Origin of the sequence: Streptomyces sp. NPDC006655, assembly GCF_040703965.1 — a bacterium.
Lineage (GTDB): Bacteria > Actinomycetota > Actinomycetes > Streptomycetales > Streptomycetaceae > Streptomyces.
In genome coordinates, this window is record NZ_JBEYJU010000014.1 from 58740 (window position 1) to 83513 (window position 24774).

General features: G+C 70.5%; 22 protein-coding genes and 1 pseudogene. 16 read left to right on the forward strand and 7 right to left on the reverse strand.

The window, feature by feature from the left end:
• Nucleotide 1 precedes the first annotated feature (1 nt).
• Genes AB0958_RS11165 through AB0958_RS11180 form a run of 4 tightly spaced genes read left to right on the forward strand, consistent with a single transcriptional unit; the run spans nt 2 to nt 5293 of the window.
• A complete protein-coding gene (locus AB0958_RS11165) occupies nt 2–1489 on the forward strand; it encodes a bifunctional 3-(3-hydroxy-phenyl)propionate/3-hydroxycinnamic acid hydroxylase (RefSeq protein WP_366890083.1) in 1488 nt (495 codons plus the stop codon).
• Nucleotides 1490–1506: 17 nt separating this feature from the next.
• A complete protein-coding gene (locus AB0958_RS11170) occupies nt 1507–2328 on the forward strand; it encodes an SMP-30/gluconolactonase/LRE family protein (protein ID WP_366890084.1) in 822 nt (273 codons plus the stop codon).
• The gene (locus AB0958_RS11175) at nt 2325–4334 is read left to right on the forward strand and encodes an acetoacetate--CoA ligase (protein ID WP_366890085.1); all 2010 of its coding nucleotides are present in this window, start codon (nt 2325–2327) and stop codon (nt 4332–4334) included. Before AB0958_RS11170 ends, AB0958_RS11175 begins: the two co-directional genes overlap by 4 nt.
• Nucleotides 4331–5293: an amidohydrolase family protein gene (locus AB0958_RS11180; protein WP_366890086.1), complete on the forward strand. Its 963-nt coding sequence runs from the start codon at nt 4331–4333 to the stop codon at nt 5291–5293. Before AB0958_RS11175 ends, AB0958_RS11180 begins: the two co-directional genes overlap by 4 nt.
• 234 nt (nt 5294–5527) lie before the next feature.
• On the opposite strand, the gene AB0958_RS11185 is transcribed toward AB0958_RS11180, so the two are convergent.
• The gene (locus tag AB0958_RS11185; RefSeq protein WP_366890087.1) at nt 5528–6220 is read right to left on the reverse strand and encodes a TetR/AcrR family transcriptional regulator; all 693 of its coding nucleotides are present in this window, start codon (nt 6218–6220) and stop codon (nt 5528–5530) included.
• Nucleotides 6221–6355: 135 nt separating this feature from the next.
• On the opposite strand from AB0958_RS11185, the gene AB0958_RS11190 reads away from it, so the two are divergent.
• The 5 genes from AB0958_RS11190 (at nt 6356) to AB0958_RS11210 (ending at nt 11635) form a co-directional block, all read left to right on the forward strand.
• Nucleotides 6356–6970, forward strand: coding sequence for an NAD(P)H-binding protein (locus AB0958_RS11190; protein ID WP_366890088.1), 615 nt, complete (start codon nt 6356–6358; stop codon nt 6968–6970).
• A gap of 232 nt (nt 6971–7202) precedes the next feature.
• The gene (locus tag AB0958_RS11195; RefSeq protein ID WP_366890089.1) at nt 7203–7955 is read left to right on the forward strand and encodes an SDR family oxidoreductase; all 753 of its coding nucleotides are present in this window, start codon (nt 7203–7205) and stop codon (nt 7953–7955) included.
• A gap of 529 nt (nt 7956–8484) precedes the next feature.
• Complete coding sequence (locus AB0958_RS11200) at nt 8485–8742, forward strand: hypothetical protein (RefSeq protein ID WP_366890090.1); 258 nt, start codon at nt 8485–8487, stop codon at nt 8740–8742.
• A gap of 231 nt (nt 8743–8973) precedes the next feature.
• The gene (locus AB0958_RS11205) at nt 8974–9804 is read left to right on the forward strand and encodes a hypothetical protein (RefSeq protein ID WP_366890091.1); all 831 of its coding nucleotides are present in this window, start codon (nt 8974–8976) and stop codon (nt 9802–9804) included.
• A gap of 493 nt (nt 9805–10297) precedes the next feature.
• On the forward strand, nt 10298–11635 hold the full coding sequence (locus tag AB0958_RS11210; protein ID WP_366890093.1) for an FG-GAP and VCBS repeat-containing protein: 1338 nt from the start codon (nt 10298–10300) through the stop codon (nt 11633–11635).
• Between the two features lie 255 nt (nt 11636–11890).
• Here the strand turns inward: AB0958_RS11210 and AB0958_RS11215 are convergent, their stop codons facing one another.
• Together AB0958_RS11215 and AB0958_RS11220 are read right to left on the reverse strand one after the other, a co-directional pair.
• Complete coding sequence (locus tag AB0958_RS11215; RefSeq protein ID WP_366890094.1) at nt 11891–12817, reverse strand: MBL fold metallo-hydrolase; 927 nt, start codon at nt 12815–12817, stop codon at nt 11891–11893.
• Nucleotides 12818–12841: 24 nt separating this feature from the next.
• On the reverse strand, nt 12842–14107 hold the full coding sequence (locus tag AB0958_RS11220) for an MFS transporter (RefSeq protein WP_366890095.1): 1266 nt from the start codon (nt 14105–14107) through the stop codon (nt 12842–12844).
• A gap of 144 nt (nt 14108–14251) precedes the next feature.
• On the opposite strand from AB0958_RS11220, the gene AB0958_RS11225 reads away from it, so the two are divergent.
• The 3 genes from AB0958_RS11225 (at nt 14252) to AB0958_RS11235 (ending at nt 16581) form a co-directional block, all read left to right on the forward strand.
• The gene (locus AB0958_RS11225; RefSeq protein ID WP_366890096.1) at nt 14252–14461 is read left to right on the forward strand and encodes a hypothetical protein; all 210 of its coding nucleotides are present in this window, start codon (nt 14252–14254) and stop codon (nt 14459–14461) included.
• Complete coding sequence (locus AB0958_RS11230) at nt 14448–15839, forward strand: amidase (protein ID WP_366890098.1); 1392 nt, start codon at nt 14448–14450, stop codon at nt 15837–15839. Before AB0958_RS11225 ends, AB0958_RS11230 begins: the two co-directional genes overlap by 14 nt.
• Before the next feature lie 178 nt (nt 15840–16017).
• On the forward strand, nt 16018–16581 hold the full coding sequence (locus AB0958_RS11235) for a TetR/AcrR family transcriptional regulator (protein WP_366890099.1): 564 nt from the start codon (nt 16018–16020) through the stop codon (nt 16579–16581).
• An 88-nt stretch (nt 16582–16669) separates the two neighbouring features.
• Here AB0958_RS11235 and AB0958_RS11240 read toward each other — a convergent pair whose 3' ends face one another.
• Both AB0958_RS11240 and AB0958_RS11245 read right to left on the reverse strand, forming a co-directional pair.
• Entirely contained in the window at nt 16670–19486 is a 2817-nt protein-coding gene (locus AB0958_RS11240) for a SpoIIE family protein phosphatase (protein ID WP_366890100.1), read from the reverse strand.
• A gap of 318 nt (nt 19487–19804) precedes the next feature.
• Nucleotides 19805–19993 carry a hypothetical protein gene (locus AB0958_RS11245; protein WP_366890101.1) on the reverse strand — a complete coding sequence of 63 codons (189 nt, stop codon included), beginning with the start codon at nt 19991–19993 and terminating at the stop codon, nt 19805–19807.
• Nucleotides 19994–20152: 159 nt separating this feature from the next.
• Between AB0958_RS11245 and AB0958_RS11250 the strand changes: the two genes are divergently transcribed.
• Complete coding sequence (locus AB0958_RS11250; protein WP_366890158.1) at nt 20153–20527, forward strand: hypothetical protein; 375 nt, start codon at nt 20153–20155, stop codon at nt 20525–20527.
• Nucleotides 20524–21180 carry a nucleotidyl transferase AbiEii/AbiGii toxin family protein gene (locus tag AB0958_RS11255; RefSeq protein WP_366890103.1) on the forward strand — a complete coding sequence of 219 codons (657 nt, stop codon included), beginning with the start codon at nt 20524–20526 and terminating at the stop codon, nt 21178–21180. The genes AB0958_RS11250 and AB0958_RS11255 overlap by 4 nt, the downstream gene beginning before the upstream one ends.
• Nucleotides 21181–21618: 438 nt before the next feature.
• On the opposite strand, the pseudogene AB0958_RS11260 reads toward AB0958_RS11255, so the two are convergent.
• Nucleotides 21619–21783: pseudogene (locus AB0958_RS11260) on the reverse strand (IS5/IS1182 family transposase); the annotation flags it as partial.
• Between the two features lie 239 nt (nt 21784–22022).
• On the opposite strand from AB0958_RS11260, the gene panD reads away from it, so the two are divergent.
• Together panD and AB0958_RS11270 are read left to right on the forward strand one after the other, a co-directional pair.
• The gene (gene panD / locus AB0958_RS11265; protein WP_366890104.1) at nt 22023–22442 is read left to right on the forward strand and encodes an aspartate 1-decarboxylase; all 420 of its coding nucleotides are present in this window, start codon (nt 22023–22025) and stop codon (nt 22440–22442) included.
• A gap of 21 nt (nt 22443–22463) precedes the next feature.
• Nucleotides 22464–22808: a GNAT family N-acetyltransferase gene (locus AB0958_RS11270; protein WP_366890105.1), complete on the forward strand. Its 345-nt coding sequence runs from the start codon at nt 22464–22466 to the stop codon at nt 22806–22808.
• Between the two features lie 500 nt (nt 22809–23308).
• Here the strand turns inward: AB0958_RS11270 and gndA are convergent, their stop codons facing one another.
• Nucleotides 23309–24748 carry an NADP-dependent phosphogluconate dehydrogenase gene (gndA, locus tag AB0958_RS11275; protein WP_366890106.1) on the reverse strand — a complete coding sequence of 480 codons (1440 nt, stop codon included), beginning with the start codon at nt 24746–24748 and terminating at the stop codon, nt 23309–23311.
• Nucleotides 24749–24774: the final 26 nt, after the last annotated feature.

Consider the following 24774-nt stretch of genomic DNA (forward strand, 5'->3'; position numbering starts at 1 on the left):
CATGGATACCTACGACGTCGCCGTCGTCGGCTGCGGCCCGGTCGGACTGGCTCTCGCACGACTGTTGGCCATGAAGGGGCTCCGGGTCGCCGCCATCGACCCGAACCGGCTCGTCTGCCAGCATCCGCGCGCCACGCATCTCGACGACGAGACCATGCGCCTTCTGCAGACCCTCGGCGCGCAGGACATGGAACACCGGTTCCTGCGCCAAGCCGCCTGGACACTGCACCGGGAGGACGGGCAGGCCTTCCTCCAGCAGACGCTGCCCGAGGAGGAATCCGACCAGGGCTGGCGCACCGACTACCAGTTCCACCAGCCTGACTTCGAGTCGCGGCTGCGGGGTCTGCTGGCGGCCGACGCGAACGCAGACCTCTGGTTCGGCTGGACGGCCACCGCGATCGAGCAGGACGACGAAGCGGTGCGGCTCACGCTGCTCGACCGGTCGACCGGAGCCGAAACCACTCTCACGGCCGGCTACGCCGTCGGCTCGGACGGCGCCAACTCCTTCGTCCGGCAGGCGATGAACGCCGAAGTCGAGGACCTCCACGGCACTCAGCGTTCCCTCATCATCGACATCCACCCCTTCGAACACCCTGCACAGCTCCCGGCGGACAGCGGATTCATCTGGTGCGAGGGGAAGCGGCCCGTGACCTACGTCCCGATCTTCCCGCCCATGCTCCGCTTCGAGTTCATGCTGCTCGACGAGGACGACGCGGCAGAGCTCGAACGACCGCAGTCGGTGTACGACCTGCTGAGCCGCTGGCTGGAACCGGGCAGCTACCGCATCATGCGTACGGACACCTACGAGTGGCACGCCCGGCTCGTGCACGGCTGGCGGTCCGGCCGCCTGCTGCTCGCCGGCGACGCCGCGCACGAAATGCCTCCCATGCTCGGCCAGGGCATGTGCTCCGGGCTGCGCGATGCCGCGAACGTGGCATGGAAGCTCGCCGCCGTGGTCAAGGGCGAAAGTCCCCAAGCCCTGCTCGACACCTACGAAAGCGAGCGGGCTGCGCACGTGCGCCCTTACATCGAGGAATCCGCCCGGCAGTCCAACCTGATCGAAGCCCTCGGAATGGGCGCGTTCCCGGAGCTGAACGGAACGCAGACGATCGAGAGGTACCGGCCGCTGCTGGGGCCAGGCGTGGTTGCCCGGCCCGGCGGAGCCATCGGGCAACTGAGCCCGCAGCCACGCGGCGCGAACGGGGAGAGGCTGGACGATGTGAGCGGATACGGCTTCACCGTCGTGGGGAAGCCGGAGATCACCTCCGCCGTGTCCGTGGACGTGCAGCAGCTGTGGCGCCAACTCGGCGTAGTGGCCGTCCCGGAGACGGGGCCGGTCATCGACCGCTGGCTGGCCGAACACTCGGCGGCAGCGGCGATCATCCGTCCGGATCGCTACACCTTCGCGCTCGTCGCCGACACGGCGGAACTGGAACGGGCCACCCGCGACCTGGCGCGGGTGGCATCGGTACAGGGGGTGGGCGCGTGAAGGAGTACGCGGCCGGAATGACGTGGGGGGAGGGCCCCCGCTGGCAGCGCGGTGCACTGTGGCTGTCCGACACCCAGGGCGGAAAGCTGTGGACCGACCACGACGGCCCCTGGCGCGGCGTTGCGCTGGATGCCGTCCCCAACGGCCTGTGGTTCCTGCCGGACGGGCGGCTGGTCGGGGCCATGATGCATCAACGGCGTATCGGCGTGTGGACCGGTGAGCGATTCGACACCTACGCGGACCTGAGCGCGGTGGCCACCGGTCCGCTCGGCGACATGGTCGGCGACCCGCACGGCAACCTTTACGTGGATGACGTCGGCTTCGCCGCGCACACCGGTGAGCCATTGCGGCCGGGTCGGCTGCTGCGCGTTGCTGCGGACGGAGCGGTACACGTGGCCGCCGAAGACGTCGAGTTCCCCAACGGGCTGGCCTTCGCCGGCGACGGCCGCACCCTGGTGGTCGCCGAGACCACCCGGCAACGACTGACCGCCTTCACCGTCGCAGACGACGGCGCCCTCACGGACCGTCGCACCTACGCCGACCTCGCCCATCTGATCGGCGACGACGTCCGGCCGGACGGAATCTGGGCGACACAGGACGGAGTCTGGGTGGCCACCACGACCGGACACGCCGTCGCCCTGGTGCGGGAGAACGAGCTGGTCACCTCGATCGGCACCGGGACGCTGCTGCCGATCGCATGCTGCGGCGACGGCGGGAACCGGCTCTTCGTCACCCTCGCCGACACCCATGGCCTTCCCTTGGGCGAGGCCATGGCCACAAAGGCAGTGCACACGACGGTCGCACTGCTCGACGTAGCAAAGGCGGGGGGCACCTCATGAGCACGAAGCCACCGGACTGGACCCCGACGACACAGGCTGTCGAAAATGCCCGGATCACCGACTTCGCGCGGTTCGCCTCTCGGCACGCAGGACGTGACCTGAGCGGTGACTACCACACGTTGTGGGCGTGGTCGGTCGACGACGTGAACGGCTTCTGGGCCGCGGTGTGGGACTACTTCCGTCTGCCCGAGCGCCCAGCGGGACCCGCGCTGGCGACCGAGGCCATGCCGGGAAGCGTGTGGTTCCCCGGTAGCACGCTGAACTACGCGGCCGAGGTGTTCCGCGACCGGACCGGCACCGACACCGCCGTCATCACGGTGACCGAGGACACCGGCCCGGTGGCCATCACCTGGGACCAACTGCGCCGCCAGGTCGCCTCACTCGCCCAGGCACTCGCCGGACTTGGCGTGCGCATGGGTGACCGGGTGGTGGGATACCTCCCCAACGGGGTACAGGCCATCGCAGCCTTCCTCGCCACTGCCAGCGTGGGCGCGACCTGGGCGGTGTGCGGGCAGGACTACACCGCGGCCGCGGCCGAAGCACGGTTCACACAACTCCAGCCGACCGTGCTGATCGCAGCGACCGGCTTCCTGCACGGCGGGAAGCACATCGACCGCTGCCCCGACGTACAAGCCCTGCGCGACGCACTGCCGACCCTGGCGGCTACCATCGTCGTGGGTGACGCGGCACGGGTGCCCGACGCCCTTGGGTGGTCCGCGCTCACCGAGCACGACGCCGACTTCGCACCCCGCCCCGTCCCGTTCGACCATCCGCTGTGGGTCGTGTTCTCCTCGGGCACGACCGGCCGGCCGAAGGGCATCGTGCACGGGCACGGCGGGGTGGTGCTCGAGCACCTCAAAAACCTGGGCCTGCAGCTTGGCCTGCGCGCCGGGGACCGCCTGCTGTGGCACACCACGCCGAGCTGGATGATGTGGAACGTCCTGGTCGCCGGTCTGCTCCTGGGTGCCACAGCCGTGTGTTACGAGGGCAGCCCGACGTATCCCGATACTGATGCGCTCTGGCGGCTCGCGGCCGGCCTGGAGGTGAAGGTCCTGGGTACCAGCCCCGGCTACCTGGCGGCGTGTCGCAAGGCCGGCGTGCGGCTCACCGACCACTGTCCGGCCTCGCTCGAGCGCCTGGGCGTCACCGGTTCGACGTTCCCCGGCGACCTGCAGCACTGGGTCGCCGGTGAACTCGGGCCCCGGGCACAGGTGATGTGCACCAGCGGCGGCACCGACGTGGTCACCGCGTTCCTCGGTGCCACGCCCACCACGCCGGTCTGGGCCGGGGAGCTGTCCGCCCCCTGCCTGGGCGTGTCCGTGGAAGCCTTCGGCCCGGACGGGAAGCCGGTGCGGGGCGAGGTGGGGGAACTGGTAGTACTCCGGCCGATGCCGTCGATGCCGCTCTTCTTCTGGGACGATCCGGACGGCTCCCGCTACCGCGACGCCTACTTCGACGTGTACCCGGGAGTGTGGCGGCACGGCGACTGGATCACCATCACCGAACAGGGCTCGGTGATCATGCATGGCCGGTCCGACGCGACCCTGAACCGCCACGGCATACGCATGGGCAGCAGCGACATATACGGCCCGGTGGAGGAGCTCGAGGAGATCGCGGAAGCTCTCGTCGTCGGGATCGAGCAGGACGGCGGCGACTACTGGATGCCGTTGTTCGTCACCACCACCGACGGCACCGACGTCGACGACGTGCTGCGCGAGAAGATCCGCCACGCCATACGCCACGGAGCCTCCCCCCGCCACGTACCCGACGAGATCATCCAAGCCCCCGGTATCCCGCACACCCGCACCGGCAAGAAACTCGAAGTCCCCGTGAAACGTCTGCTGCGCGGAGACGCTCAGGACACCGTGGTCGACCCCGGCAGCGTCGACAGACCAGAACTCATCGACTGGTACGCACGGATCGGCGCCGCTCACCGTACGAGCATCGAACGCTGCCCCGGGGCCGGCCACACCACCACAAGGCACGACCGAGGAGCCCCGCAATGACCTACATCGCGTTGGAAGAAGCCTTCATCATCCCGGAGTTGTTCTCGCGTCAACCCTCGTCGCCCCAGAAGATCCAGGTCAGCGACCAGTACGTGAAGGACTGGGGACGACGTCTGGGTGACTTTGAGGAGCACCGTCTTCCCGACATGGACGCACACGGCATCGACATTCAGGTCCTGTCGCTGAGCGTCCCCGGCATCCAGGCCGACACCGACGCCGGCGCCGCCGTCGACAACGCCCGGTTCGCCAACGACTTCCTCGCCCAGACCGTCGCCCGCCACCCCACCCGCTTCAGGGGGTTCGCCGCCCTGCCCCTGCAGGACCCTGCCGCCGCCGTGACCGAACTCCAACGCTGCGTCGAGCAGCTCGGATTCAAAGGTGCCTTGGTCAATGACCACACGCAGGGCCGATACCTGGACGATCCCGCATATGACGAACTGTGGAGCGCGCTGGAAGAGCTCCGTGTGCCGTTGTACCTGCATCCCGGCTCGCTGCCCTGCGACGACTGGCACGTGATGCGCGGACGGCCCGAGATGTACGGGGCCAGCTGGAGCTGGCAGGCCGAAACCGGCGGCCACGCCATGCGGCTGATCTATGCCGGAGTGTTCGACCGGCACCCCGCCGCCACCCTGATCCTCGGGCACCTCGGCGAGTTCCTGCCGTTCCAACGCTCCCGCATCGACTCGCGCTACCGCTCGCTCCGGGTCGACGAGCCGCTCCAGCGGATGCCGTCGCAGTACTTCGGGAGCAACATCCTGATCACCACGAGCGGGGTACTGGCCCCGGAGGCCGTACAAGCCGCCGTGCTGACCATGGGGGCCGACGCGGTCATGTTCGCGGTCGACTACCCGTACGAGGTCACGGCCGACGCGGTGGCCTCGATCGAGAAGGCTGACCTGCCGTCCCAGGTGAAGGAGAAGATCGCCCATCTGAACGCCAGGCGTGTGCTGCGCATCTGACCGCAGCGCCTCGTCGGCAAGGTCACCCAGCTCGGGCAGGGGGTCCGGTCCGGAGAAGACGGCGTGGCGGGCGGCCGCTCGGCAGCCGTGGGATGCTCGCCGAACAGGAGCGCCAGACCCCGCCGGTGCGACACCCTGTTCTGCCGCCCCCTACTTGTCCTGCTCTCAGCCGCCGCGCCGACGGGGGAGGAGGCGGACACGGGCATCGCATACTCCCCGGCTCGTGATCAGCAGTCAGATGGAGTCCGGGGCCGAGCCCGGGCCATCCTCGCACGGGGGCAGGAGGGCCGCGATCTCGTCTGCCGGGCGGGCCGTGTGCAGGCTGAGCAGGTCGGCGATCAGGTCGTCCAGGGGTGGCCAGGGAAGGTTCCCGTGGTCGTTGTAAAGGCTGACCAGGCCGTGCAGCGCGGTCCACAGCATGAGGCCGGCCTGCCACTGCTGCTCCGCCGAGGGCTGCCTGCGCTCTCCCTCGGCGGCGGCCGCCAGGGAGGTCACGACGGCCTCGAGCGGTTCGGCCCCGGCGCCGTGCGCCGATCCGGGGACGAGGTCGTCCGGCATCCGTCCGCCGAAGAGAGTGCGGTAATGGCCGGGCTGGCCGACTCCCCAGCGTACGTAGGCCGCGCACCGGGCGACGAGGTCGGCCAGTGGATCCGGGGCCGACTGCGCGGCCTGGTCCATCAAACGGGCCAGTTCCTCATAGCGCAGCCGCAGCACGTGCTGGATCAATGCGCTCAGGTCGGGGAAGTGGCTGTAAATGCTGGCAGGTGCCACCCCGACCTCACGCGCCACCTGCCGCAGCGTCAGCGTCTCCGGCTGATCAAGGGTGGAGAGCAGCTTCGCCGCGGCGTCCACGAGCTGGGCCTTGAGGACCTGCCCCTGCCCGCGTGGATTGCGGCGACGGGGAGCGGAGCGCTCCTGAGACGACATCTTCGCCTCCTTCTGACCGGTGCGAACAGTTGAGCAACAGATGTTCACCGTACAGGCAGCTCACGCCTTGACATCACTAACCAACGGTTGTTTACTTAAGTAACCAACAGTTGTTCAGTTAAAGGGTGAAAGATCATGCGCATAGCCGTACTCGGAGCGTCAGGGCGGACCGGCAGCGCGCTCGTCGACGAAGCGCTGGAACGGGGACACGAGGTCGTGGCCCTGGTTCGCACGCCGGCCAAGGTCACCGTGCCTGCGTCGCGGCAGGTCGAGGTCCGGAAGGCCGATGTCACCGTCCAGCAGGGCTTCCCCGACCTGACCGACGTCGACGTGGCCGTCTCTGCCATCGGTATCGGTAAGGGCGACGGCCCGGGCGCACTGGTCGCCGGGGCCAGGGTGCTCGCGGCGGCGAACGTTCGCGCGACGGTATGGCTCGGCGCACTGGGCTCGGGCGTGTCGAGTCGATCGGGTGGGCTGATCTATGCGGGGGTGATGCGGATGTTCGTCGGCTCGGAGCTGGCCGAGAAGGTCGAGGCCGACCAGATCGCCCTGGATGCCGGCGCTACGGTGTTCCACGCCCCGGACGTCACCGATGGCCCTCTCAGCCCTACCCGCCACATCGTGCCACTGGCGGACCTGCGGCGTCCGCTGCTGCCGCCCCGAATCTCCCGGGTCACGCTGGCCTCCTTGTTGCTGGACGAGGCCGAGACGGGCCGGCACGGTACCGGAATCGTCGTACCCCTGAGTTAGCCATCGGTTGACGCGGCAACCCCCGTTGTCCCCAGGGCGGAAGCGAACCGCCATCGGCAACCGCGATCGCGGTTGGGTGGACGGCCGTGCCCGGCACCGACGCGTGACAGGGCGCTACCCCTCGTCCGGCACGCCGAGGTCAACGGCCGCCGGCCGTCGCGGTACCCCGAAACAAGGTCGCCCGGGCGAATCAGGCATCGCCTGGTGCGAGTAACTGCATCGGAAGGTCATCATGAGCAACTTCGCAGGAAAAATCGGACTCGTGACGGGTGCTGGAAGCGGAATCGGCCGCGCGACGGCGATCGAGCTGGCCCGGCAGGGCGCCACCGTCACCGTCACCGACATCAACGAGGCAACAGCCGTCGAGACCACCGAAATGATCAGGAAGGAGGGGGGAGAGGCACTGGCACTCAGCGTCGACATCGCCGACGAGGACGCGGTGCGGACAGCCGTCGAACGCACGGTCGAGACGTACGGCGGCCTCGACTTCGCCGTGAACAACGCCGGCCTGGACTCACACCACCGGCAGCTCGACCAGATGCCGCTGGCGGAGTTCGAGCGCGTGACCCACGTCAACCTGGGCGGGACCTTCCTCTGCATGAAGTACGAGCTGCCCGCCCTGCGCAGCCGCGGCGGCGGCGCGATCGTCAACGTCGCCTCCAACGGCGGCCTGTACGCAATCCCGACCGCCCCTGCCTATGTGGCCGCCAAGCACGGCATCGTCGGGCTCACCAAGGTCGCCGCCGTGGACTACGCACCGCACAACATCCGCGTCAACGCCGTCTGCCCCGGCCCGACCCGTACACCCGGCTTCGAAAGGGTGGCGGCCGGCACCGACTTGATCGCGATGCAGGAGGCGATCACCCCACTCGGCCGGATGGCCACATCGGAAGAGGCCGCCGCAGCCGCGGTTTGGCTCTGCTCGGACGCCGCGTCCTACATCACCGGGATCGCGCTGTCGGTCGACGGCGGACGGCGGGCATGAGGGTCATGGCGGTCGAGGAGTACACGGCCGCCGAAACCCTCAGCCTGCCCCGGCCTCGGAACATCCGCACCACACAAGGATGGAGTCGTCAGCGACCCGACGACGGCTCATGAACGGTCGAGGCCAACGCTAGAGGTGTGTTGATGGCGAGACCGGGTGCAGGCACCAGGCGCTGAGGGCGGCAGCGGTCGCCCCGCCATGACCATGGCCGCCGGTGGACGAGGCGGGCGGTACGCCGGGTTCTGTGCCCCGGGACCTCGGGGTCCTTCTCGTCGACGATCGGGGAGCGTTGTCCGAGGCGGGGTGCCGGCGTCGGGTGTCGCAGCGGAACGCAGCGTGGCGAGCGGTGTCCGCACTGCTGCCGACCGCGCTCGTACTCCTTCCCCGTCCCGTTCGCAGGCGTCGGCGAACGCTCCGCGCCGTCTCGCCCAAACCGTCAAGGAACCGTCAGGCACGGGGTGCGTCGGCCGTCAAGTGCCCCGACCAGCATCAGCCATGTCGCTTCCACCCCCTGATGAGAGATGTGGTCATGGCTACGTTCCTGTACCGGCTGGGCGCTTTCGGTGCCCGCCGGTGGCGCACGACGCTGATCGGATGGCTGGTCGCCCTGGCAGCCGTTGTCGGGCTGGGACTGCTGTTCCCCGGCTCATTCCAGAACACCGATTCCATCCCCGGTTCCCCGGCGCAGACCGCGCTGACCAGGGTGGACCGGCACTGGCCGGACCCGAACGGCATCGGTGATCCGGACGCGAGGCGCTCGGGCGGGTCCCGCGCTCGGTTCGCGTGAACGAAGGTCTGCTGACGGGCGATCACCCAGCCGAACAACGGAGGATCCCGCGGCCGCGGGTCGCCTTCCAGCGGACCACGTCCGTTGCCCGACGGCCGACAGACGTGATCCGCCACCGCACGGCCGAGCGCGTCTTCGGTATCGGCCAGGCCACACCATCGTCCCTCTGTGGACGTCACCGCTCGCTGTGTGCCCTTCCTATCAGCGAATGAGCAGAGAGAACGGATCATCATGCGTATTGCAGCGCCCGGCGCTCGGACATCTGCCGCCGCGTCCGCGGGACGCCTCGCCGTCAAGGTCCCGGAAATCACGGCCCTGTTCTGGGTCGTCAAGATCCTCACCACCGGGATGGGCGAGACCTTCTCGGATTTCCTTGTCGGCCACATGAATCCGGGACTCGCCCTGGGCTCGGGCGCGACCGCGTTGGCGATCGCGTTGATCGTCCAGTTCCGCAGCGACCGCTACCACCTCTGGATCTACTGGTCGGCCGTGACCATGGTGGCCGTCTTCGGCACCATGGTGGCCGACGCCCTCACCTTCCTGGTCGGCCTTCCGTACCCGGTGACGACGGTGGGGTTCTCGATCGTGCTGGCCGTCATCTTCGTCCGGTGGTATGCCCGGGAGAAGACCCTGGATGTGCACAGCATCACCACACCGCGGCGCGAACGCTTCTACTGGTCGATGGTGACGACCACCTTCGTCCTCGGCACCGTCGCCGGCGATCTGACAGCCGACATGCTGCACCTGGGGTACCTGGGTTCGATCGTGGTGTTCGCCATCGCCATCGCCGTCCCGGCCGCCGCGCACCGCTGGGCGGAGCTGGGCACCGTTACCGCGTTCTGGTCGGCCTACGTCATCACCCGCCCGCTCGGCGCGTCCGTCACCGACTGGCTGTCCTCGTCCCGTCAGGACGGTCTGGACCTGGGGGCCGGCTGGGTCAGCCTCGGCGCGACGATCGTCATCGTCGCGCTGCTCGGACTGCTGACGACGCGCGGCGACCGCCCGGCCGCCGGCCTGCGCTCCGACGCCGTCCGCCCCGGCGAGGCGGACGCCTCGCTGTAGGTGTCCCTCGTGGTGGCGACGACGTGCCGTCGCGGTCGGTCGCGCGCCGGAAGGGACTCGGCATGGAGATGGCCGCGCCGCTGGAGCCGATCAGGCCGGGCGGCGGGCACGGGCCGACGCGTCGGTGGCTGGGGGAGGTCGGTGGAGCCGACATCGCACGGCGTCGCCGCCAGCACCCGTCATACGCTGGCGGCTGGCGGCTGGCGGCTGGCGGCTGGCGGCTGGCGGCGGAGGCGGGGCAGGCGCCGGGGCGGGAGTCAGGCTCACGTCGACGCCCTCGCGGCTCACCGGGGGAGACCGTCGCCTGCCGTGTCTCTCCCCCGGCTCAGCCGGTACTCGTCGCACAGCGGTCGCGTGCTGACGTCGACGTGCCGGCTGAGCGCCCCGACGGCACCCGGTGCCCCGGGCGATGGCAGGACCGTCGTGCATCACCCCCGCAACGAAATGATCTGCTTCCTTGTGCGGGCCGCGTCCACACCCGTGAAGTGGGCTGATGCACTGTCCGACAGCTGGCGGTCCGTTCTTCCGCTACTTGCGCATGTGGCACGCCGTGGTGGCCTCCCTCGTAGTGGTGGCGGTGCTGGCGTTCCTCGTCCTTCGGCCGTCCGGCGGCGCGCGTGCGGTCCCCAACAGCCCCTGCCGGGCCGTCGATTCGGCGCGCGAGACCACGCCCGCGCCCCCCGACCTCGACGGGGACGGCTTCGTCGATCTGGTGCACGAGATCTCCGAGACGGAGAACTTCGACGTGTTCGTCGTGCCCGGTTCCGAGCACGGTCCTGACCCCGCCCGCACGACCGTCTTCGCCCACGACGACCTCGGTGTGCCGCACGACGTCCAGACGGGTGACGACCCGTTGCAGCCCACCGTCGCCGACCTGGATGAGGACGGCCACGCCGACCTCGTCGTGAGCGGCGCCGCCCAGGTCCTGTGGGGAGGCCCCGAGGGACCGCGGGTCGGCGGAGCACACGGGCGTGTGCCGCTACCGGGCAGCGGATACAGCACCGCGCCGGTCGCCGGCGACTTCGACGGGGACAGCCACACCGACCTCGCGGTGTTCAGGGACTCGAACGCGGCTCGGGAACTGGTTGTCCTCAAGGGACCGTTCAAGCGCTCCGGCGCCCCGGTCAGGACCGTGGAGATCCCCAGCCCGGTCCACGAGGGCACGTCACCCGTGCTGGTCGCCGGGGACGCGAACGACGACCGCGCCACCGATCTCGCGCTCTACAACTCTCCGTGGGATCCGCCCCTGCTGTTCACGGGCGGCGCCCGTACCGCCGACGGCCTGAGCAAGGAACCCGAGCGGCTGCCGGAGGGCGAGAACATCGTCTTCGGCGACTTCCACGGCGACGGGCGCCAGGACATCGCCATGGGCCGGAGCTTCGTCGACAGCTACGACGAGGTCGACACACCTCACCGGCGCGGCCAGGTCAGCGTCCGCTACGGGAAGGAGCCGGGGAAGTGGGTCACCATGGACGGCGGCGACTTCAAGGAGGGCTTCGGCGCCAGGCTCGCCGTCGGGGACTTCAACGGCGATGGCTGCGACGACCTGGCGGTACAGCTCACCAAGAAGAAGGAGGCGGGGGACGCGCGGATCGAGGTGCTGCGGGGCGGCTCCGAGCACGGGCTCGGATCGAAGCCCTGGCGCTCCACCAAGCGGTCCGCGCCGGGTGACGACGGCCCCGACGGCACGCTCTTCGCCGTCCAGGACTGGGACGGCGACGGCCGCGCGGAACTGGCCCTTCTCGGCGAGGACAGGTGGTGGATCACCGACGGCACGGGCCGCGACGAGGCATCCTTCCCGGTCGCCCCCAGCAAGGACCAGGGTTCGTAGGCGCATGCTTGCTGTCCCGGGCACGTAGTTCCGGGCCCCGGCCCTGCCGAAGGACGTCCATCCTGACAGGCGAGCTGCCGGCCGCCGTCATTACGCTCTGAGAGCCGCCTACCGCGTGGTGATGCGCGCGGGCGACGGTCGAGCCACCGGCGACCTGCCCGACGCCTGCCCGGCCGTGCCGAGGCACCGCGAAGACGCGCCACTCGACAAGCGGATAACGCTCCCCTGATGGACACCGCCCGGACCGTCGCCGGGTCAGTGCGAGCCGGCGGGGACGGGCGAGAGCCGGTAGCCGCCCTCGTGGGAAACGACGCGGCCGGCCGTGGGCGGTGCGAAGTGGGTGCCCAGGACGAGGGTGTCCGTGTCGGCGAGCGAGGCGAGCAGTGTCCGGCGCGAGGTCTCGGACTGCTCTGGGTCGATGTCGACGCAGGCACCGATGGCCGGGTGGGCGAACTGGACGGGGTGGTGGATGCAGTCGCCGGTGATCAGTGCCGTCCGGCCGTGGCTGGTCAGCTCGACGGCGACGTGGCCGGGGGTGTGGCCGGGGGTGGGGAGCAGGCGCAGGCCGGGGGTGACGTCGATGCCCTCGGCGGGGACGTCGACGCGGTCGAGCAGTCCCGCCTCCTCGACCGGGATCACGGAGTCGCGGAACATCTGCTCGCGTGCCTCGTCCATGTCGTACCCGGCCCAGAACTCCCGCTCGGTGCGGGAGGTCAGGTAACGGGCGTGGGGGAAGGTGGGCACCCAATCGCCGTCCGCCTCCCGTGTGTTCCAGCCGACGTGGTCGGCGTGCAGGTGGGTGAGGATCACCAGGTCGACCGAGTCCGGGGGGAATCCGGCGACGGCCAGGCGCTCCAGGTAGTCGGTATCCAGGCCATGCCAGGCGGGATTGGCCCGCTCCTTGCCGTTGCCGATGCCGGTGTCGACCAGGATGCGCAGGCCGCCGAGGGTGAACGCGAAGCTGTGGCTGTCGATGCGGAGGGTGCCCTCGTCGTCGGCGAAGTGGGGACGCAGCCAGTCCTGCGCGGCGACGAGGTCCGGGGTGGCGTCGGGCAGCAACCACGGTCCGGTGGCGGGCGGCAGGAGGACCTCGTCGATGCGGTGGACGGTGACGTCGCCCACGGTCCAGGAGGGGGCGGCGGTCAGGTCGGTGGCCGGGTGGTTGTGGTGGGCAGTGCTCATGATCGTTCTGTCCTCCGGGTCTCGTTACGGAAGGTCGTTGTGCGCGTGGTGGACTGTCCTGCCCCTTGACGCGGTGAGTGCGGCCAGGGCCGCGACGGCGAGCAGAGCGGCGGCGATGGCATAGGCATGGGCGGCGGCGCGCAGCCCATAGTGCTGGGTGGCGGCGCCCGCGGCGATGGCGGGCAGGCTCATGGAGAGGTAGCTGAGGACGTAGTAGGCGGCCAGGGTCGCGGCACGGTCCTGCGCGTCGAGGGAGGCGAGTGTCATGCGCAGCGCCCCTTGGGAGACGGCGCCGAAGGCGATCCCGGCCAGGGCCGCGCCGCCGTAGACGGCGGGCAGCCCGGCGCCGTGCAGACCGCTCAGCGTCAGGGCCGCGGCGGGAACGACGGCCAGGCTCCCGCCGGTGGCGGCGGCGTACGGCGCCGTACGCCGCAGAATCCACCCGGTGAGCGTGGCCGCGGCGGTCAGCGTGAAGAAGACCATGCCGCCGGCCGCCTGCGGGGCACCGGGTGCCACCAGGCGCACGAGCGCCGGCCCGAGGGAGGAGTAGAAGCCGCCCAGGGCCCAGACGGCGACGACACCGGTACCGGCCGCCAGCAGAGCACGATGCGCCGACGGGGGCACGGCGAGCTCAGGGCGCAGCGAACTCAGGGCGCCGGGGTGCGGGCGGGCCGTCTCCGTCGTGAACATGACCGCGACCGCCTGGGCGGCGAAGAGGACCGCGAGCACGACGTACACGGTGACCGTGGGGGCGGGCACGAAACGGATGAAAAGGGTGGAGGCCAGCACGCCGGCGGCCATGCCCGCCGCCGGGGCGATGCTGTTGGTCAGGGCGGACCGGCCCGGACGCCGGGGGTTTTCCAGGTCGAGGAGGGCCGCGCCCGCGGCGCTGGCGGCCGCGCCGGTGGCCGCCCCCTGCAGGACGCGGGCGGCGGTCAGTGCGCCGGCCCCGTCCGCCGAGGCCAGCAGCACCATGGAGGCGGCCTCCACCGCCAGGGCGCCCACCAGGACGGGGCGTCGTCCCAGGTGGTCGGAGAGTGCTCCGGTGGTGAGCAGGGCCAGCAGCAGGGCCAGAGCGTAGGCGCTGAACACCACGGTGATGGTGAGCGCGGACAGGTGCCAGGCGTCCTGGTAACGGGGGTAGAGCGGGGTGGGTGCACTGGATGCCGCGAGGAGTGCGGCCAGGACCGAGGCGTTCAGTACGAAGGACGCCGCGCGGTTGGCCGTGCGGGGGCGGGCGGCTCGGTAGGGGCGGCGTGGCGCGGGAGCTCGGGGTGTGACGGTGGGCATGGGACTCCTCATGCACTTAAAGCAATGAGTTTGCTTTAAGGAACCGTAGACCTTACGATGGACTAACGCAAATACTTAGCTTTTGCAGCTGAAGTGGGCGCTTCGCCGCTTCGGCCCGAGAAGAGCCCGAGAAGAGAGAGATCCATGTCCGCCGTAGAGCTCACCCCGCCGGAAGCGGCCCGCTGGGCCGCCCGCGCCGGGCTCCCGCTGCCTGCCGACCGCCACGCCGCGGTCGCGGCCACCGCCCACCACATCCACTCCGTCGTCGCGGTCCTGCGGGAGCTGGACTTCGGGGAGACCCCGCCCGCCCCCGCCTACCGCGCGGAACAGGAGAAGCCCGATGCAGCCGCATGAGCTGTCCCTGACCGCAGCCGCCGACGCGATCCGGGCACGCCAGCTGTCCCCCGTCGAGCTGGCGGACTCGGTCCTTGAGCGCATCGCGCAGGCGGAGCCGCGCCTTCGGGCCTACGTCACCGTCACCGCCGAGCGCACCCGCACTGCCGCGCGTGCAGCCGAACACGACATCGCGGCCGGCCGTTACCTCGGTCCGCTGCACGGCATCCCCATGGGCGTCAAAGATCTGATCGACGTCGCGGGCGCGGCGACAACGGCCAGCTCCCGGGTCCGTGGCGATCACAGTGCGCAGACCGACAGCACGGTCGCCGCGCGCCTGGCGGAGGCCGGTGCGGTCCTGCTGGGCAAGACGCACACGCACGAGTTCGCCTACGGCCTGACCACCCCACAGACCCACAACGCCTGGGACACAGGCCGGGTTGCCGGCGGATCCAGTGGCGGGTCCGCCGTTGCCGTCGCCGCGGGCATGGCCACCTTCGCCCTGGGCACCGACACCGGCGGATCCATCAGGGTGCCCGCCGCGCTCAACGGGGTCGTCGGCCTCAAGCCGACCTACGGGCTCGTCCCCCGGCACGGTGTCACGTCCCTGTCCTGGTCGCTGGACCACGTCGGCCCGATCGTCCGCACGGTCGAGGACGCGGCCCTGGTCCTGGCCGCCCTGGCCGGGCACGACCCGCGCGACCCCGCCTCCCTGACCACACCCGCCACGGACTACCGGCCGGATGCGGGCACGGACCTGACGGGGCTGCGGGTCGGCGTGCCGCGCACCTACTACTTCGACCGGGTCGCCCCCGAGGTCGAAGCCGCCGTCCGGCGTGCCATCGACCAGCTTCAGGCGCTCGGAGCACGCCTCGTCGAGGTGGAGATCCCCATGACGCGCTACATCCAGGCCACGCAGTGGGGTCTGATGGTGCCCGAGGCCACCGCCTACCACGAGGCGAGTCTGCGCACGGTCCCGGAGCTCTACCAGGACGACGTCCGCGTCCTCCTCGAGGCCGGCGAACTGATGCCCGCCGGAGACTACCTGCGTGCCCAGCGCTCCCGCACCCTCATGCGGCAGGAATGGGCCCGCATGCTCACGGAGGTCGACGTGATCGCCGCCCCCACCGTCCCGGCGACCGCCGTCAGGGCCGGCCAGGAGACGATCACCTGGGCCGACGGCACCGTCGAGGGCGTCTCCGACGCCTACGTGCGCCTGTCGTCCCCCGCCAACATCACCGGAGTACCGTCCCTGTCCATGCCGGTCGGCCACGACACGGCGGGGCTGCCGATCGGCATGCAGCTGCTCGGGCGACCGCTCCAAGAGGACGTACTCCTACGGGTCGGCCACGCCTACGAGCAGACCCAGCCCGCCCACGACCTCGCCCACGCGGCGTGAACGAAGGACGGGACCCGGCAGCATCGCACGGGCAGCGCGAGTGCCCGACGGCTGTGCCACAGCCGTCGGGCACTCACCGGCTTTCGACGCCGAACCACACGACTGGCAGCGAGAGAGGCCGTCGCACGGTGGCCCAGCGGGTCACTAGACGCAATGATTTCGCTTTAAGGTGGGTTCCATGAGCAGGCAGATGGTACGCCCCGGTGGGCGCAGCGCCCGGGTCCAGGCATCGGTGCACGCCGCCGTGCGCGAACTCGCCTCGGAGGTGGGCCGCGACGCCCTGACGGTACCGATGATCGCCCAGCGCGCGGGCGTGACACCGTCGACGATCTACCGCCGCTGGGGGGACCTGCAGGAGCTGTTGTCGGACGTGGCGGTCGAGCGTCTGCGGCCCGAGACCGAGCCCGGGGACCACGGCGCCCTGCCGGCCGACCTGACGGCCTGGGCCGAGCAGTTCCTCGACGAGATGTCCTCCCCCGCCGGCCGCGCCTACATCCGTGACGCCCTGCTCGGCGACCCGGACGGCAGCAACGCCGGCCAGTGCTCGGCCTACGCCGCCGAACAGATCGACGTCATCCTCACCCGTGCGACAGAACGCGGGGAGAACACGCCGGACGTCGAGACGGTCGTCGACGGCGTCGTCGCCCCGCTGATGTACCGCATCCTCTTCCGCCCGGACGGACTCGACGCCGCGTACGCGCGTCGGCTCGTGACAGCGGTCCTCAGCCCGACCGGCCGATGACCCAGCGCTCTCCGCGGGTGGTGTGGCGACGTTCGAGTCCCGTCAGCCGCCACGCGAGCGGGGGGACGCCGGTCCCCTCAACGTCGGCTCACACACCGGGATCATCGAACTGGTCGAGGTCGAACTGGTCGAGGAGGAAGTCGACCGGTGCGACGCCCGAGGCGGGGGATTCGCCGTCGTGAAGAAGCTGCTCCGTCCAGATGACCTTGCCGCGGGTCGTGTACCGCGTTCCCCATCGCTGCGCGAACTGCGCCACCAGAAAGAGCCCCCGCCCCCCTTCGTCCGTGGCCGCCGCCCGCCGCAGGCGCGGCGAGGTACCGCTGCCGTCCGAGACCTCGCAGATCAGACAGCGTCCGTGCAACAGCCGTACGCCGACCGGCGGCGAGCCGTACCGGATCGCGTTCGTGACCAACTCGCTGACGATCAGCTCCGTGGCGAATCCGAGCTCCTCCAGCCCCCACTCCAGCAACGTCTCCCGGCAGCGCGCCCGCACCGAGGGCACCAACGCCGGATCGGGCGGCACGTCCCACTCGGCCATGCGCGAGCGCGGGAACCTCCGGGTACGCGCCGTCAGCAGCGCGATGTCGTCGGAGGGGCGTGACGGCTTCAGCGCGTCGATCACCGCCTGACACGTCTCCTCCGGAGTGCGGTTCCCGGACCCGCCCAAAGCCCGGCGCAGCCTCTCCATCCCGACGTCGAAGTCGTGGGCGCGGTTCTCCACCAAGCCGTCGGTGTACAGCACCAGCTGTGCACCCTCCGGCAGGGACACCTCGACGCTCTCGAAGGGGTAGCCGCCCAGACCGAGGGGCGCCGAGACCGGCACGCCGAGGCAGGTGACCGTCCCGTCCGGGCGCACCACCACCGGTTCCGGGTGTCCCGTACGGGCCGTCGTGCACGTCCCCGCCACCGGGTCGTACACCGCGTACAGACAGGTCGCTCCGGTCACTCCCTCCCCTTCCTGGTCATCCACGGCATCACCCCTGTTCTTCTCGTTGTCCATGCGCACGACCAGGTCGTCCAGGTTCCCGAGCACCTCGTCCACGGGCAGGTCCAGGGTGGAGAAGTTGTGCACGGCGGTGCGCAGCCGACCCATCGTCGCCGCCGCGTGCAGCCCGTGACCGACGACGTCACCCATCACCAGGGCCACACGCGCGCCCGGAAGCGGGATGACGTCGAACCAGTCCCCGCCCACCCCCGCCTCCGAGGGCAGATACCGCCAGGCCACCTCCAGCGCGTCCTGCTCCGGCTGTCCACGCGGCAGCAGACTGCGTTGCAACGCCACCGCCATCGTGTGCTCCCGGGTGAACCGCCGGGCGTTGTCGAGGGCCACCGCCGCCCGTACGGCCAGTTCCTCCGCGAAGGTGAGATCCTCCGGATCGAACGCAGGAGAATCCGCCATCCGGTAGAAGTTCGCCACGCCCAGCGGTACGTTCCGCGCCCGCAGCGGCACGGCCACCAGCGACCGCAGCCCGGCCTCCAGGGCCTTCCGGGCGCGCTCCGGGTCCTGTTCCCGCCAGCCGTCCGACCGGCGCAGGTCCGGCTCCAGCATCCCCCGCCCCTCCTGCAGCGTCCGCATCTGCGGGGTGCGGGGCGAGAACGCGATCACTTCGTCCAGCGGATACACCGGCGTCATGCGCTGATCGCCGCCGATCGCCGCCCGGCGCAGATGCCGCCAGCCCTCCGCCGTCGGCTCCCAGCCCCGCAGCACCGCGTCGAGCAGATCCACCGTCACGAGGTCGGCGAACTGCGGCGCCGCCACGTCGGCCAGTTCCTGGGCCGTACGCCTCACATCCAGCGTCGTCCCGATCCGCACCCCGGCCTCGTACAGCAGCTTCAGCCGCTCCCGCGAGACCTCGGCCCGACCCGAGATCTCCGCCAGCTCCGTGGTGTCCCGGAGGGTCACCACGCTGCCTCCCCGGTCGCCCCGCGGGTACGTCGGCCGTTTGTTCACCGCCAGCAGTCGGTCCCCCGCGCGACGCACCTCGTCGGTGACCTCCTCCTGCGACGACAGCAGGCTCATGACCGGCTCCGGCAGTCCCAGCTCCCGCACCGAGCGCCCCCGCACGTCAGCCGGCAGTCCGAGGAGCCGTGTCGCCTCGTCGTTCGCCAACAGCAGCCGTCCGTCGGCGCCGGTGATCAGCACCCCTTCCCGCACCGCGTGCAGGACCGCGTCGTGGTGCTCGTACAACTGGGCCAGCTCCACCGGAGCCAGGCCGAAGGTCTGCCGCCGCAGCCGCCGGGACACCAGCGTCGTCCCCGTCATGGCCAGCGCCAGCGCGACCGCGCCGCCGGCCAGGATGATCGGCAGCTGCGGCAGCCACAGTCCCACCACGTTCCTGACCGTGATTCCGGCGGAGACCAGGCCGACCACCTTGCCGCGCGAGTCGGTCACCGGAACCACCGCCTGGACGTCCGTCCCCCGGCCCGCGGGCAGGGGCGGCCCACCGGCCTGCTCGATGACGGTACGGCCCTGCAGCGCCGGTGCGATGGCGCCGACGAACTTCTTCCCGATCTCCTGCGGATAGGGGTAGGTGTAACGAATCCCCTTCGTGCTGATGACGACGACGAAATCCATGCCGGTGCGCTTGCGCGCCGCCTCGGCCCGCGGCTGGAGCACCGCTGAGGGGTCCCGGCTCCGCAGTGCCGCTGCCACGCCAGGGGCACTCGCGAACGACTGGGCCGCGACGACCGACTCCCGTCGCCCCTGCTGCAGAGCGTCACTCGCCGCCTGGAGCACCATGCCCACCACCGCGGCCACCACCAGCAGGACCACGATGACGACCTGGAGGAGGAACACCTGACCGGCCGCACTGCGCGGGTCCAACCGGCAAGCGCGACCTTTGCGCGAGCGGCCGACGGGCGGATGACGTTCCGGGCTCAGAGGGCGTTCGGAGAATGCCTCCATACACCCTTGATAACACCACTGTGGGCAAGCCGACGCCGATCGAATCCGACGCCCTCTGCTGCCGCTACGCGGCACCAGAGGGCGTCGGTGCAGGAAGGAACGAGCCGAGCGGGAGCAGGGCGTCGAGAGCGGATGCCCGTCGGCGCGGCAGGCGTAGGTGCGCTGCTGACCGCCCGGACTGCGGCGGTGATGTGCTGCGCGGCATGCCGTGCGCCCTCGTCCCCGGCCGACCCCGTGCTGATCGCGTCGCTGGACACGCGGGCCGGCTCGCGGTCGGCGGCACCGTATGCGCGACTCGGCAACGGACTCAACGTCTACTCAGACACCCCTTCTGGCCATGATCCGTCGCGCGACGGCGAGGGAAAGGCGCGTCGGCAGCAGCCTTCCGAACAGGAGAGCGTTCAGGGCGTTGGTTCTGCCGTCGATGACCGCCGGTCCGTTGCCCGCCAGGGCACGCAACACCGTGGTGGCGACCGCCTCGGTGCTCCGCGTGCCGCGGGTGTTCATCGGCGTCTTCGTGGGACCGGGACTGACCGCCACCACCCGGACCCCGGTGCCCTGGGTCTCGGCCCACAGCGCTTGGGTGAACGAGACGACGTACGCCCGACCCGTACATACGACAGGGGAGCTCCGTTTCCGCCATGCCGCCGCCTTCCAGCAGCGATACTGGATGCATGGACTCGACGATCACCGCCCCCCCCCCGCGCCGAGGTACTGCGGGACCGCTACCGCAGCCGACTGCCCGAGCGCTTGCAGGAGCTGGCCGGCCCCGTCGAGGGCAACGTGGACCTGCCGCTCCACATCGTCTGGTCCGGGCGGACGAGCTACAGCCTGGACCGTCCGAAGTCCCGCATGACGCTCTACCGGACCGTCCTCGCCGAAGGACTCCGTGAGGACCTGGTGGCACTCCTGCACCACCGGCTGCTCACCGAGCAGTGGCCCGTGCTGCGGCGCTTGATCAGCCCCTACATCCGCGAGGTCTGGGAGGACGCTTTCCCCGAGCTGCTCCGCACCGCTCCGGCCGACACGACCGCCGCGTGAAGCTCACTCCGCTCCACGAGCGTCTCCTCGCCGACATCCTCGACATCGGCTCCCCCTACCCTCTGGTCCTCATCGGCGGATACGCCGTACAGGCCCACGGCCTGGTCGAACGCTTCAGCCGCGACCTCGACGTCGCCACCGCGAACCCCGCTCCGATGCCGGAGATCGTCGCCTCACTCACAGCGGGTCTCAGCGAGCGCGGATGGCGGACCACGCACGTCCAGACCGATCCGCTCAGCGGCCGTTTCATCGTCACGGATCCGGACACCGGCGAGGAGTGCGAGGTCGACGTCCTCAAGGCGGCGTTCTGGGCCCCTCCCGCTCAGACCCCCTACGGCCCTGTTCACCTCGATGACGTGATCGGCACCAAGGTCCGTGCCCTCGCCGACCGCGGCACCGTCCGTGACCTCATCGACGTCCAAGCTGCCTCCCGCCACCGCTCCACCGCCGACCTCGAATCCCTGGGCCGCCGTCGTGTCCACGACGAGTTCAGCCTTGAAGACCTCCGGGACAGGCTCATTGGCGCGGACTGGTACGAGGATGAGGACTACACCGCGTATGGGCTCACCTCCCGCCAGATCGACGAACTCAAGGCGTGGGCACTGGAGTGGGCGGAGGATCTGAGTGCGCGGATCCATGACGAGAACGCCTGAGAGGCGGACATCGTGCCCATCCCGCCTCTACCGCCGTTGCAACGAGGGGATGCGGAGCAGCCAGTAGTTGCAACCCGGAGCCATCCACGATGGGTGGCCACCCGGCACGGCGGATGTGCAGGGCAGCCGAGCGATACCCCGCAGTGGAGCGTGGCCTTCTGTGCTCCTTCACACGGCCGGATCCGCTACTTGTCGTGCTCGTTGTGCATGGTCAGCAGAGGCCCTGACAGGTGTTTACAGAACGCGGACGATGCGCCACAGAGCCGGGCTGCGCTTCGGATGATTCCACTGCCTTCCTCCTCTTCGTTGCCTTCCTGCTTGTAAGTAGCAGTCTGGGCAGACGGCCGGAACTCAGCTGCCCACCAAGTGGTAGCGACTGTGATCGATCGATCACAGTCGTGAGCCCGGCCTGGTTGAACCCCAAGCTTGCAGACCGGTCAGGTTGATCACGGCTTCGGATCGGGCCGGGAGCGTCTCGTATCCGAAGAGGAGACGCCGGTGGAGCATCAACCATCCGTAGCTCCGTTCGACCGCCTGACGCTTTGGGGCCGGGTGCAGCCCGGTAATGCCAGGAGTGCGGTGAACGATTTCCAGGTCGATGCCGAAGGCGGCTCCGCGCTTGACCTGACGTATAGTCAGGTAAGTGGACGGATGTTCGAACAGGTGCTTGGTTGGCGATGGAGAATCAGCCTGGTGCGCACGTAAGTGCAGGTGAGAAGCCCTCCTGCCCGAGTGAAGTCGATGTTCCTCGGTATCTTCGGGTCCTACGCGTGCCGGTGTACAGTGAGGGCCGCCCTTGACCTGCAGAAAGCAGGCAGGGAGCCGTCTTCCAGGAGTCCAAAGTGCTGCGTACTCTGTTCAAGTCGAAGATCCACCGCGCCACCGTCACCCAGGCCGACCTGCACTACGTGGGATCGGTGACCATCGACGCCGATCTGCTCGACGCCGCCGACCTGCTTCCCGGTGAGCTGGTCCACATCGTCGACATCACCAACGGGGCCCGGCTGGAGACCTACGTCATCGAGGGCGAGCGGGGCTCGGGGGTCGTCGGGATCAACGGTGCCGCCGCTCACCTCGTCCACCCCGGCGACCTGGTGATCATCATCAGCTACGCTCAGGTCACCGACGCCGAGGCGCGTGCGTTTCGGCCGCGGGTCGTGCACGTCGACCGCGACAACCGGATCGTGGCGCTCGGTGCCGACCCGTCCGAGCCGGTACCGGGCTCGGACCAGGAGCGCAGCCCGCAGGCCGTAGCGGTCTGACCGGCGGACCAGGAGGGCGACATGAGCGACATCGAGATCCGCGACGACCGGCAGGCCGGACGTCTGGAGGCGGTCGCCGACGGCGACGTCGTCGGCCGCATCGAGTACTTCGTGCTGGAGTCGCCCTCCCGGGCCCTCGTCCCCGTGCACACCATCGTGGAACCGGAACACGAGGGGAAGGGCATCGCGGGCTCCCTGGCCCGCGAGCTGTACGCCGTCTCCGAGCGCGAGGACACCCCGGTGGCCCCGCTCTGCCCGTACGTCGTCAGGTGGGCCGAACGCCACCCGGACATCGCCCCCACGCCCGACCCCGAGCTGCTGCGCGCGGCGAAGGAGTGGCTGGTGGCCCACCCCGGCCGGTTCTGAACCTCCCCGAGGCGGCGGCGCGGACGGCGCGTGCCGGGGGGTGACCGCCACCGGGGTGAGTGCGTGAGGCCGGGCCGGGTACGCGTGGCAGTGCACCAGAGGTGACATCGAGCCACTGGCGGAGGACGCCATGACGAACCCGCAGCCCGACCCCGTACCCCCGGGCCCCCCGCCCGGTCCGGGCCCCCAGCCTCCGGACCCCTATCCCAGTCCGGTCCCCGACCCGCAACCGCCTCCGGGCCCGGAACCGGCGCCCACGCCGTCGCCGCCGGGCCCCGGCCCCACCCCGCCGTCCCCGGGCCCGGACCCCGTCCCGGCACCGCCGCCGCCCGGTCCCGCCCCGTCCCCGGTGCCGCCCGGCCCGGAGCCGACCCCCAGTCCGGAACCGGGGCCGCCGCTCACCTGACGAGGCCTCGAACGCCGTCGGCCCCCGACAACGCGAGGGGCGCGGGTGAGTCGCGTGACACCGTGGCTCACCCGCGCCCCGACGGCCGGCGGTCCTACGCGCCGACCTCGCCGCGGTCCCCGCCCCACAGCGTGTGGAACGACCCCTCCTGGTCCACCCTGCGGTACGTGTGCGCCCCGAAGAAGTCCCGCTGGCCCTGCGTGAGCGCCGCGGGCAGCCGCTCCGCCCGCAGCGCGTCGTAGTACGCCAGGGCCGCCGAGAAGCCGGGCACCGCCACCCCCTGCCGGGTCGCCGCGATGATCACCTCACGCCAGTCGTCCTGCGCGTCGGCGATCTCCCGGGCGAACGTCTCGTCGGACAGCAGGCTGGGCAGGTCGGCGCGGGCGTCGTAGGCCGCGCGGATCCGGTCCAGGAACGCCGCCCGGATGATGCAGCCGCCCCGCCAGATCGCGGAGACCGCACCGAGGTCGATGTCCCAGTCGTACTCGTCGCTGCCCGCCTGGATCTCGTGGAAGCCCTGCGTGTACGACACGATCTTCGACGCGTACAGCGCCTGCTCCACCCGGTCGGCGAACGCCGCCGCCTCCGCCTCGGACAGCGGCGTCGGCTTGGGACCGGCCAGCTCGCGGGAGGCGGCGCGCAGGTCGGCATGGCCGGACAGGGAACGCGCGAACACCGCCTCGGCGATGCCCGACACCGGCACGCCCAGGTCGAGGGCGATCTGGACGGTCCAGCGGCCGGTGCCCTTCTGCTCGGCCTGGTCCACCACCACGTCCACGAACGGCTTCCCGGTCGCCGCATCCACGTGCGCCAGCACCTCGGCCGTGATCTCGATCAGATACGAGTCGAGCCGGCCGGTGTTCCAGGTGCGGAAGATCTCCGCGATCTGCGCGGGGGAGTACCCGGCGACATCGCGCAGCAGCTGGTACGCCTCGCCGATCAGCTGCATGTCGGCGTACTCGATGCCGTTGTGCACCATCTTCACGAAGTGCCCGGCGCCGTCGGGGCCGCAGTGCGTGACGCAGGGCGCGCCGTCCGCCGCCTTCGCCGAGATCTTCTCCAGCATCGGGCCCAGCGAGTCGTACGACTCCCTCGGGCCGCCCGGCATGATGCTCGGCCCGTGCAGCGCGCCCTCCTCGCCGCCGGAGACTCCCATGCCGACGAAGTGGATGCCCTGCTCCCGCAGCGCCTTCTCGCGGCGCCGGGTGTCGGCGAAGTGCGCGTTGCCGCCGTCGATGATCATGTCGCCGGGCTCCAGGAGCGGGGCGAACTCCTCGATCACCGCGTCCGTGGGGCTGCCCGCCTTGACCATGATGACCAGCCGGCGCGGGCGTTCCAGCGCCTGGACGAACTCCTTCGCCGTCTCGGCCGCGATGAAGTCGCCCTCGTCCCCGAAGTTCTCCACCAGCTCGCGTGTCTTCGACACCGTGCGGTTGTGCAACGCCACCGTGTAGCCGTTGCGCGCGAAGTTCCGGGCGAGGTTGCGGCCCATGACCGCGAGACCCGTGACGCCGATCTGCGCCGAAGTGCTCATACCGCCTGCTCCTCAAAGATCGAGTC

What these genes read in the sequence shown, in the direction of transcription:
- AB0958_RS11220 (WP_366890095.1), bottom strand. Translation starts at nt 14,107, where the DNA reads ATGCCCACCGTCACACCCCGAGCTCCCGCGCCACGCCGCCCCTACCGA.
- AB0958_RS11270 (WP_366890105.1), top strand. Translation starts at nt 22,464, where the DNA reads ATGAGCGACATCGAGATCCGCGACGACCGGCAGGCCGGACGTCTGGAG.
- AB0958_RS11180 (WP_366890086.1), top strand. Translation starts at nt 4,331, where the DNA reads ATGACCTACATCGCGTTGGAAGAAGCCTTCATCATCCCGGAGTTGTTC.
- AB0958_RS11175 (WP_366890085.1), top strand. Translation starts at nt 2,325, where the DNA reads ATGAGCACGAAGCCACCGGACTGGACCCCGACGACACAGGCTGTCGAA.
- AB0958_RS11230 (WP_366890098.1), top strand. Translation starts at nt 14,448, where the DNA reads ATGCAGCCGCATGAGCTGTCCCTGACCGCAGCCGCCGACGCGATCCGG.
- AB0958_RS11215 (WP_366890094.1), bottom strand. Translation starts at nt 12,817, where the DNA reads ATGAGCACTGCCCACCACAACCACCCGGCCACCGACCTGACCGCCGCC.
- AB0958_RS11170 (WP_366890084.1), top strand. Translation starts at nt 1,507, where the DNA reads ATGACGTGGGGGGAGGGCCCCCGCTGGCAGCGCGGTGCACTGTGGCTG.
- AB0958_RS11210 (WP_366890093.1), top strand. Translation starts at nt 10,298, where the DNA reads ATGCACTGTCCGACAGCTGGCGGTCCGTTCTTCCGCTACTTGCGCATG.
- AB0958_RS11165 (WP_366890083.1), top strand. Translation starts at nt 2, where the DNA reads ATGGATACCTACGACGTCGCCGTCGTCGGCTGCGGCCCGGTCGGACTG.
- AB0958_RS11185 (WP_366890087.1), bottom strand. Translation starts at nt 6,220, where the DNA reads ATGTCGTCTCAGGAGCGCTCCGCTCCCCGTCGCCGCAATCCACGCGGG.
- AB0958_RS11225 (WP_366890096.1), top strand. Translation starts at nt 14,252, where the DNA reads ATGTCCGCCGTAGAGCTCACCCCGCCGGAAGCGGCCCGCTGGGCCGCC.
- AB0958_RS11195 (WP_366890089.1), top strand. Translation starts at nt 7,203, where the DNA reads ATGAGCAACTTCGCAGGAAAAATCGGACTCGTGACGGGTGCTGGAAGC.
- AB0958_RS11200 (WP_366890090.1), top strand. Translation starts at nt 8,485, where the DNA reads ATGGCTACGTTCCTGTACCGGCTGGGCGCTTTCGGTGCCCGCCGGTGG.
- AB0958_RS11235 (WP_366890099.1), top strand. Translation starts at nt 16,018, where the DNA reads ATGAGCAGGCAGATGGTACGCCCCGGTGGGCGCAGCGCCCGGGTCCAG.
- AB0958_RS11240 (WP_366890100.1), bottom strand. Translation starts at nt 19,486, where the DNA reads ATGGAGGCATTCTCCGAACGCCCTCTGAGCCCGGAACGTCATCCGCCC.
- AB0958_RS11190 (WP_366890088.1), top strand. Translation starts at nt 6,356, where the DNA reads ATGCGCATAGCCGTACTCGGAGCGTCAGGGCGGACCGGCAGCGCGCTC.
- AB0958_RS11205 (WP_366890091.1), top strand. Translation starts at nt 8,974, where the DNA reads ATGCGTATTGCAGCGCCCGGCGCTCGGACATCTGCCGCCGCGTCCGCG.
- gndA (WP_366890106.1), bottom strand. Translation starts at nt 24,748, where the DNA reads ATGAGCACTTCGGCGCAGATCGGCGTCACGGGTCTCGCGGTCATGGGC.
- AB0958_RS11245 (WP_366890101.1), bottom strand. Translation starts at nt 19,993, where the DNA reads ATGAACACCCGCGGCACGCGGAGCACCGAGGCGGTCGCCACCACGGTG.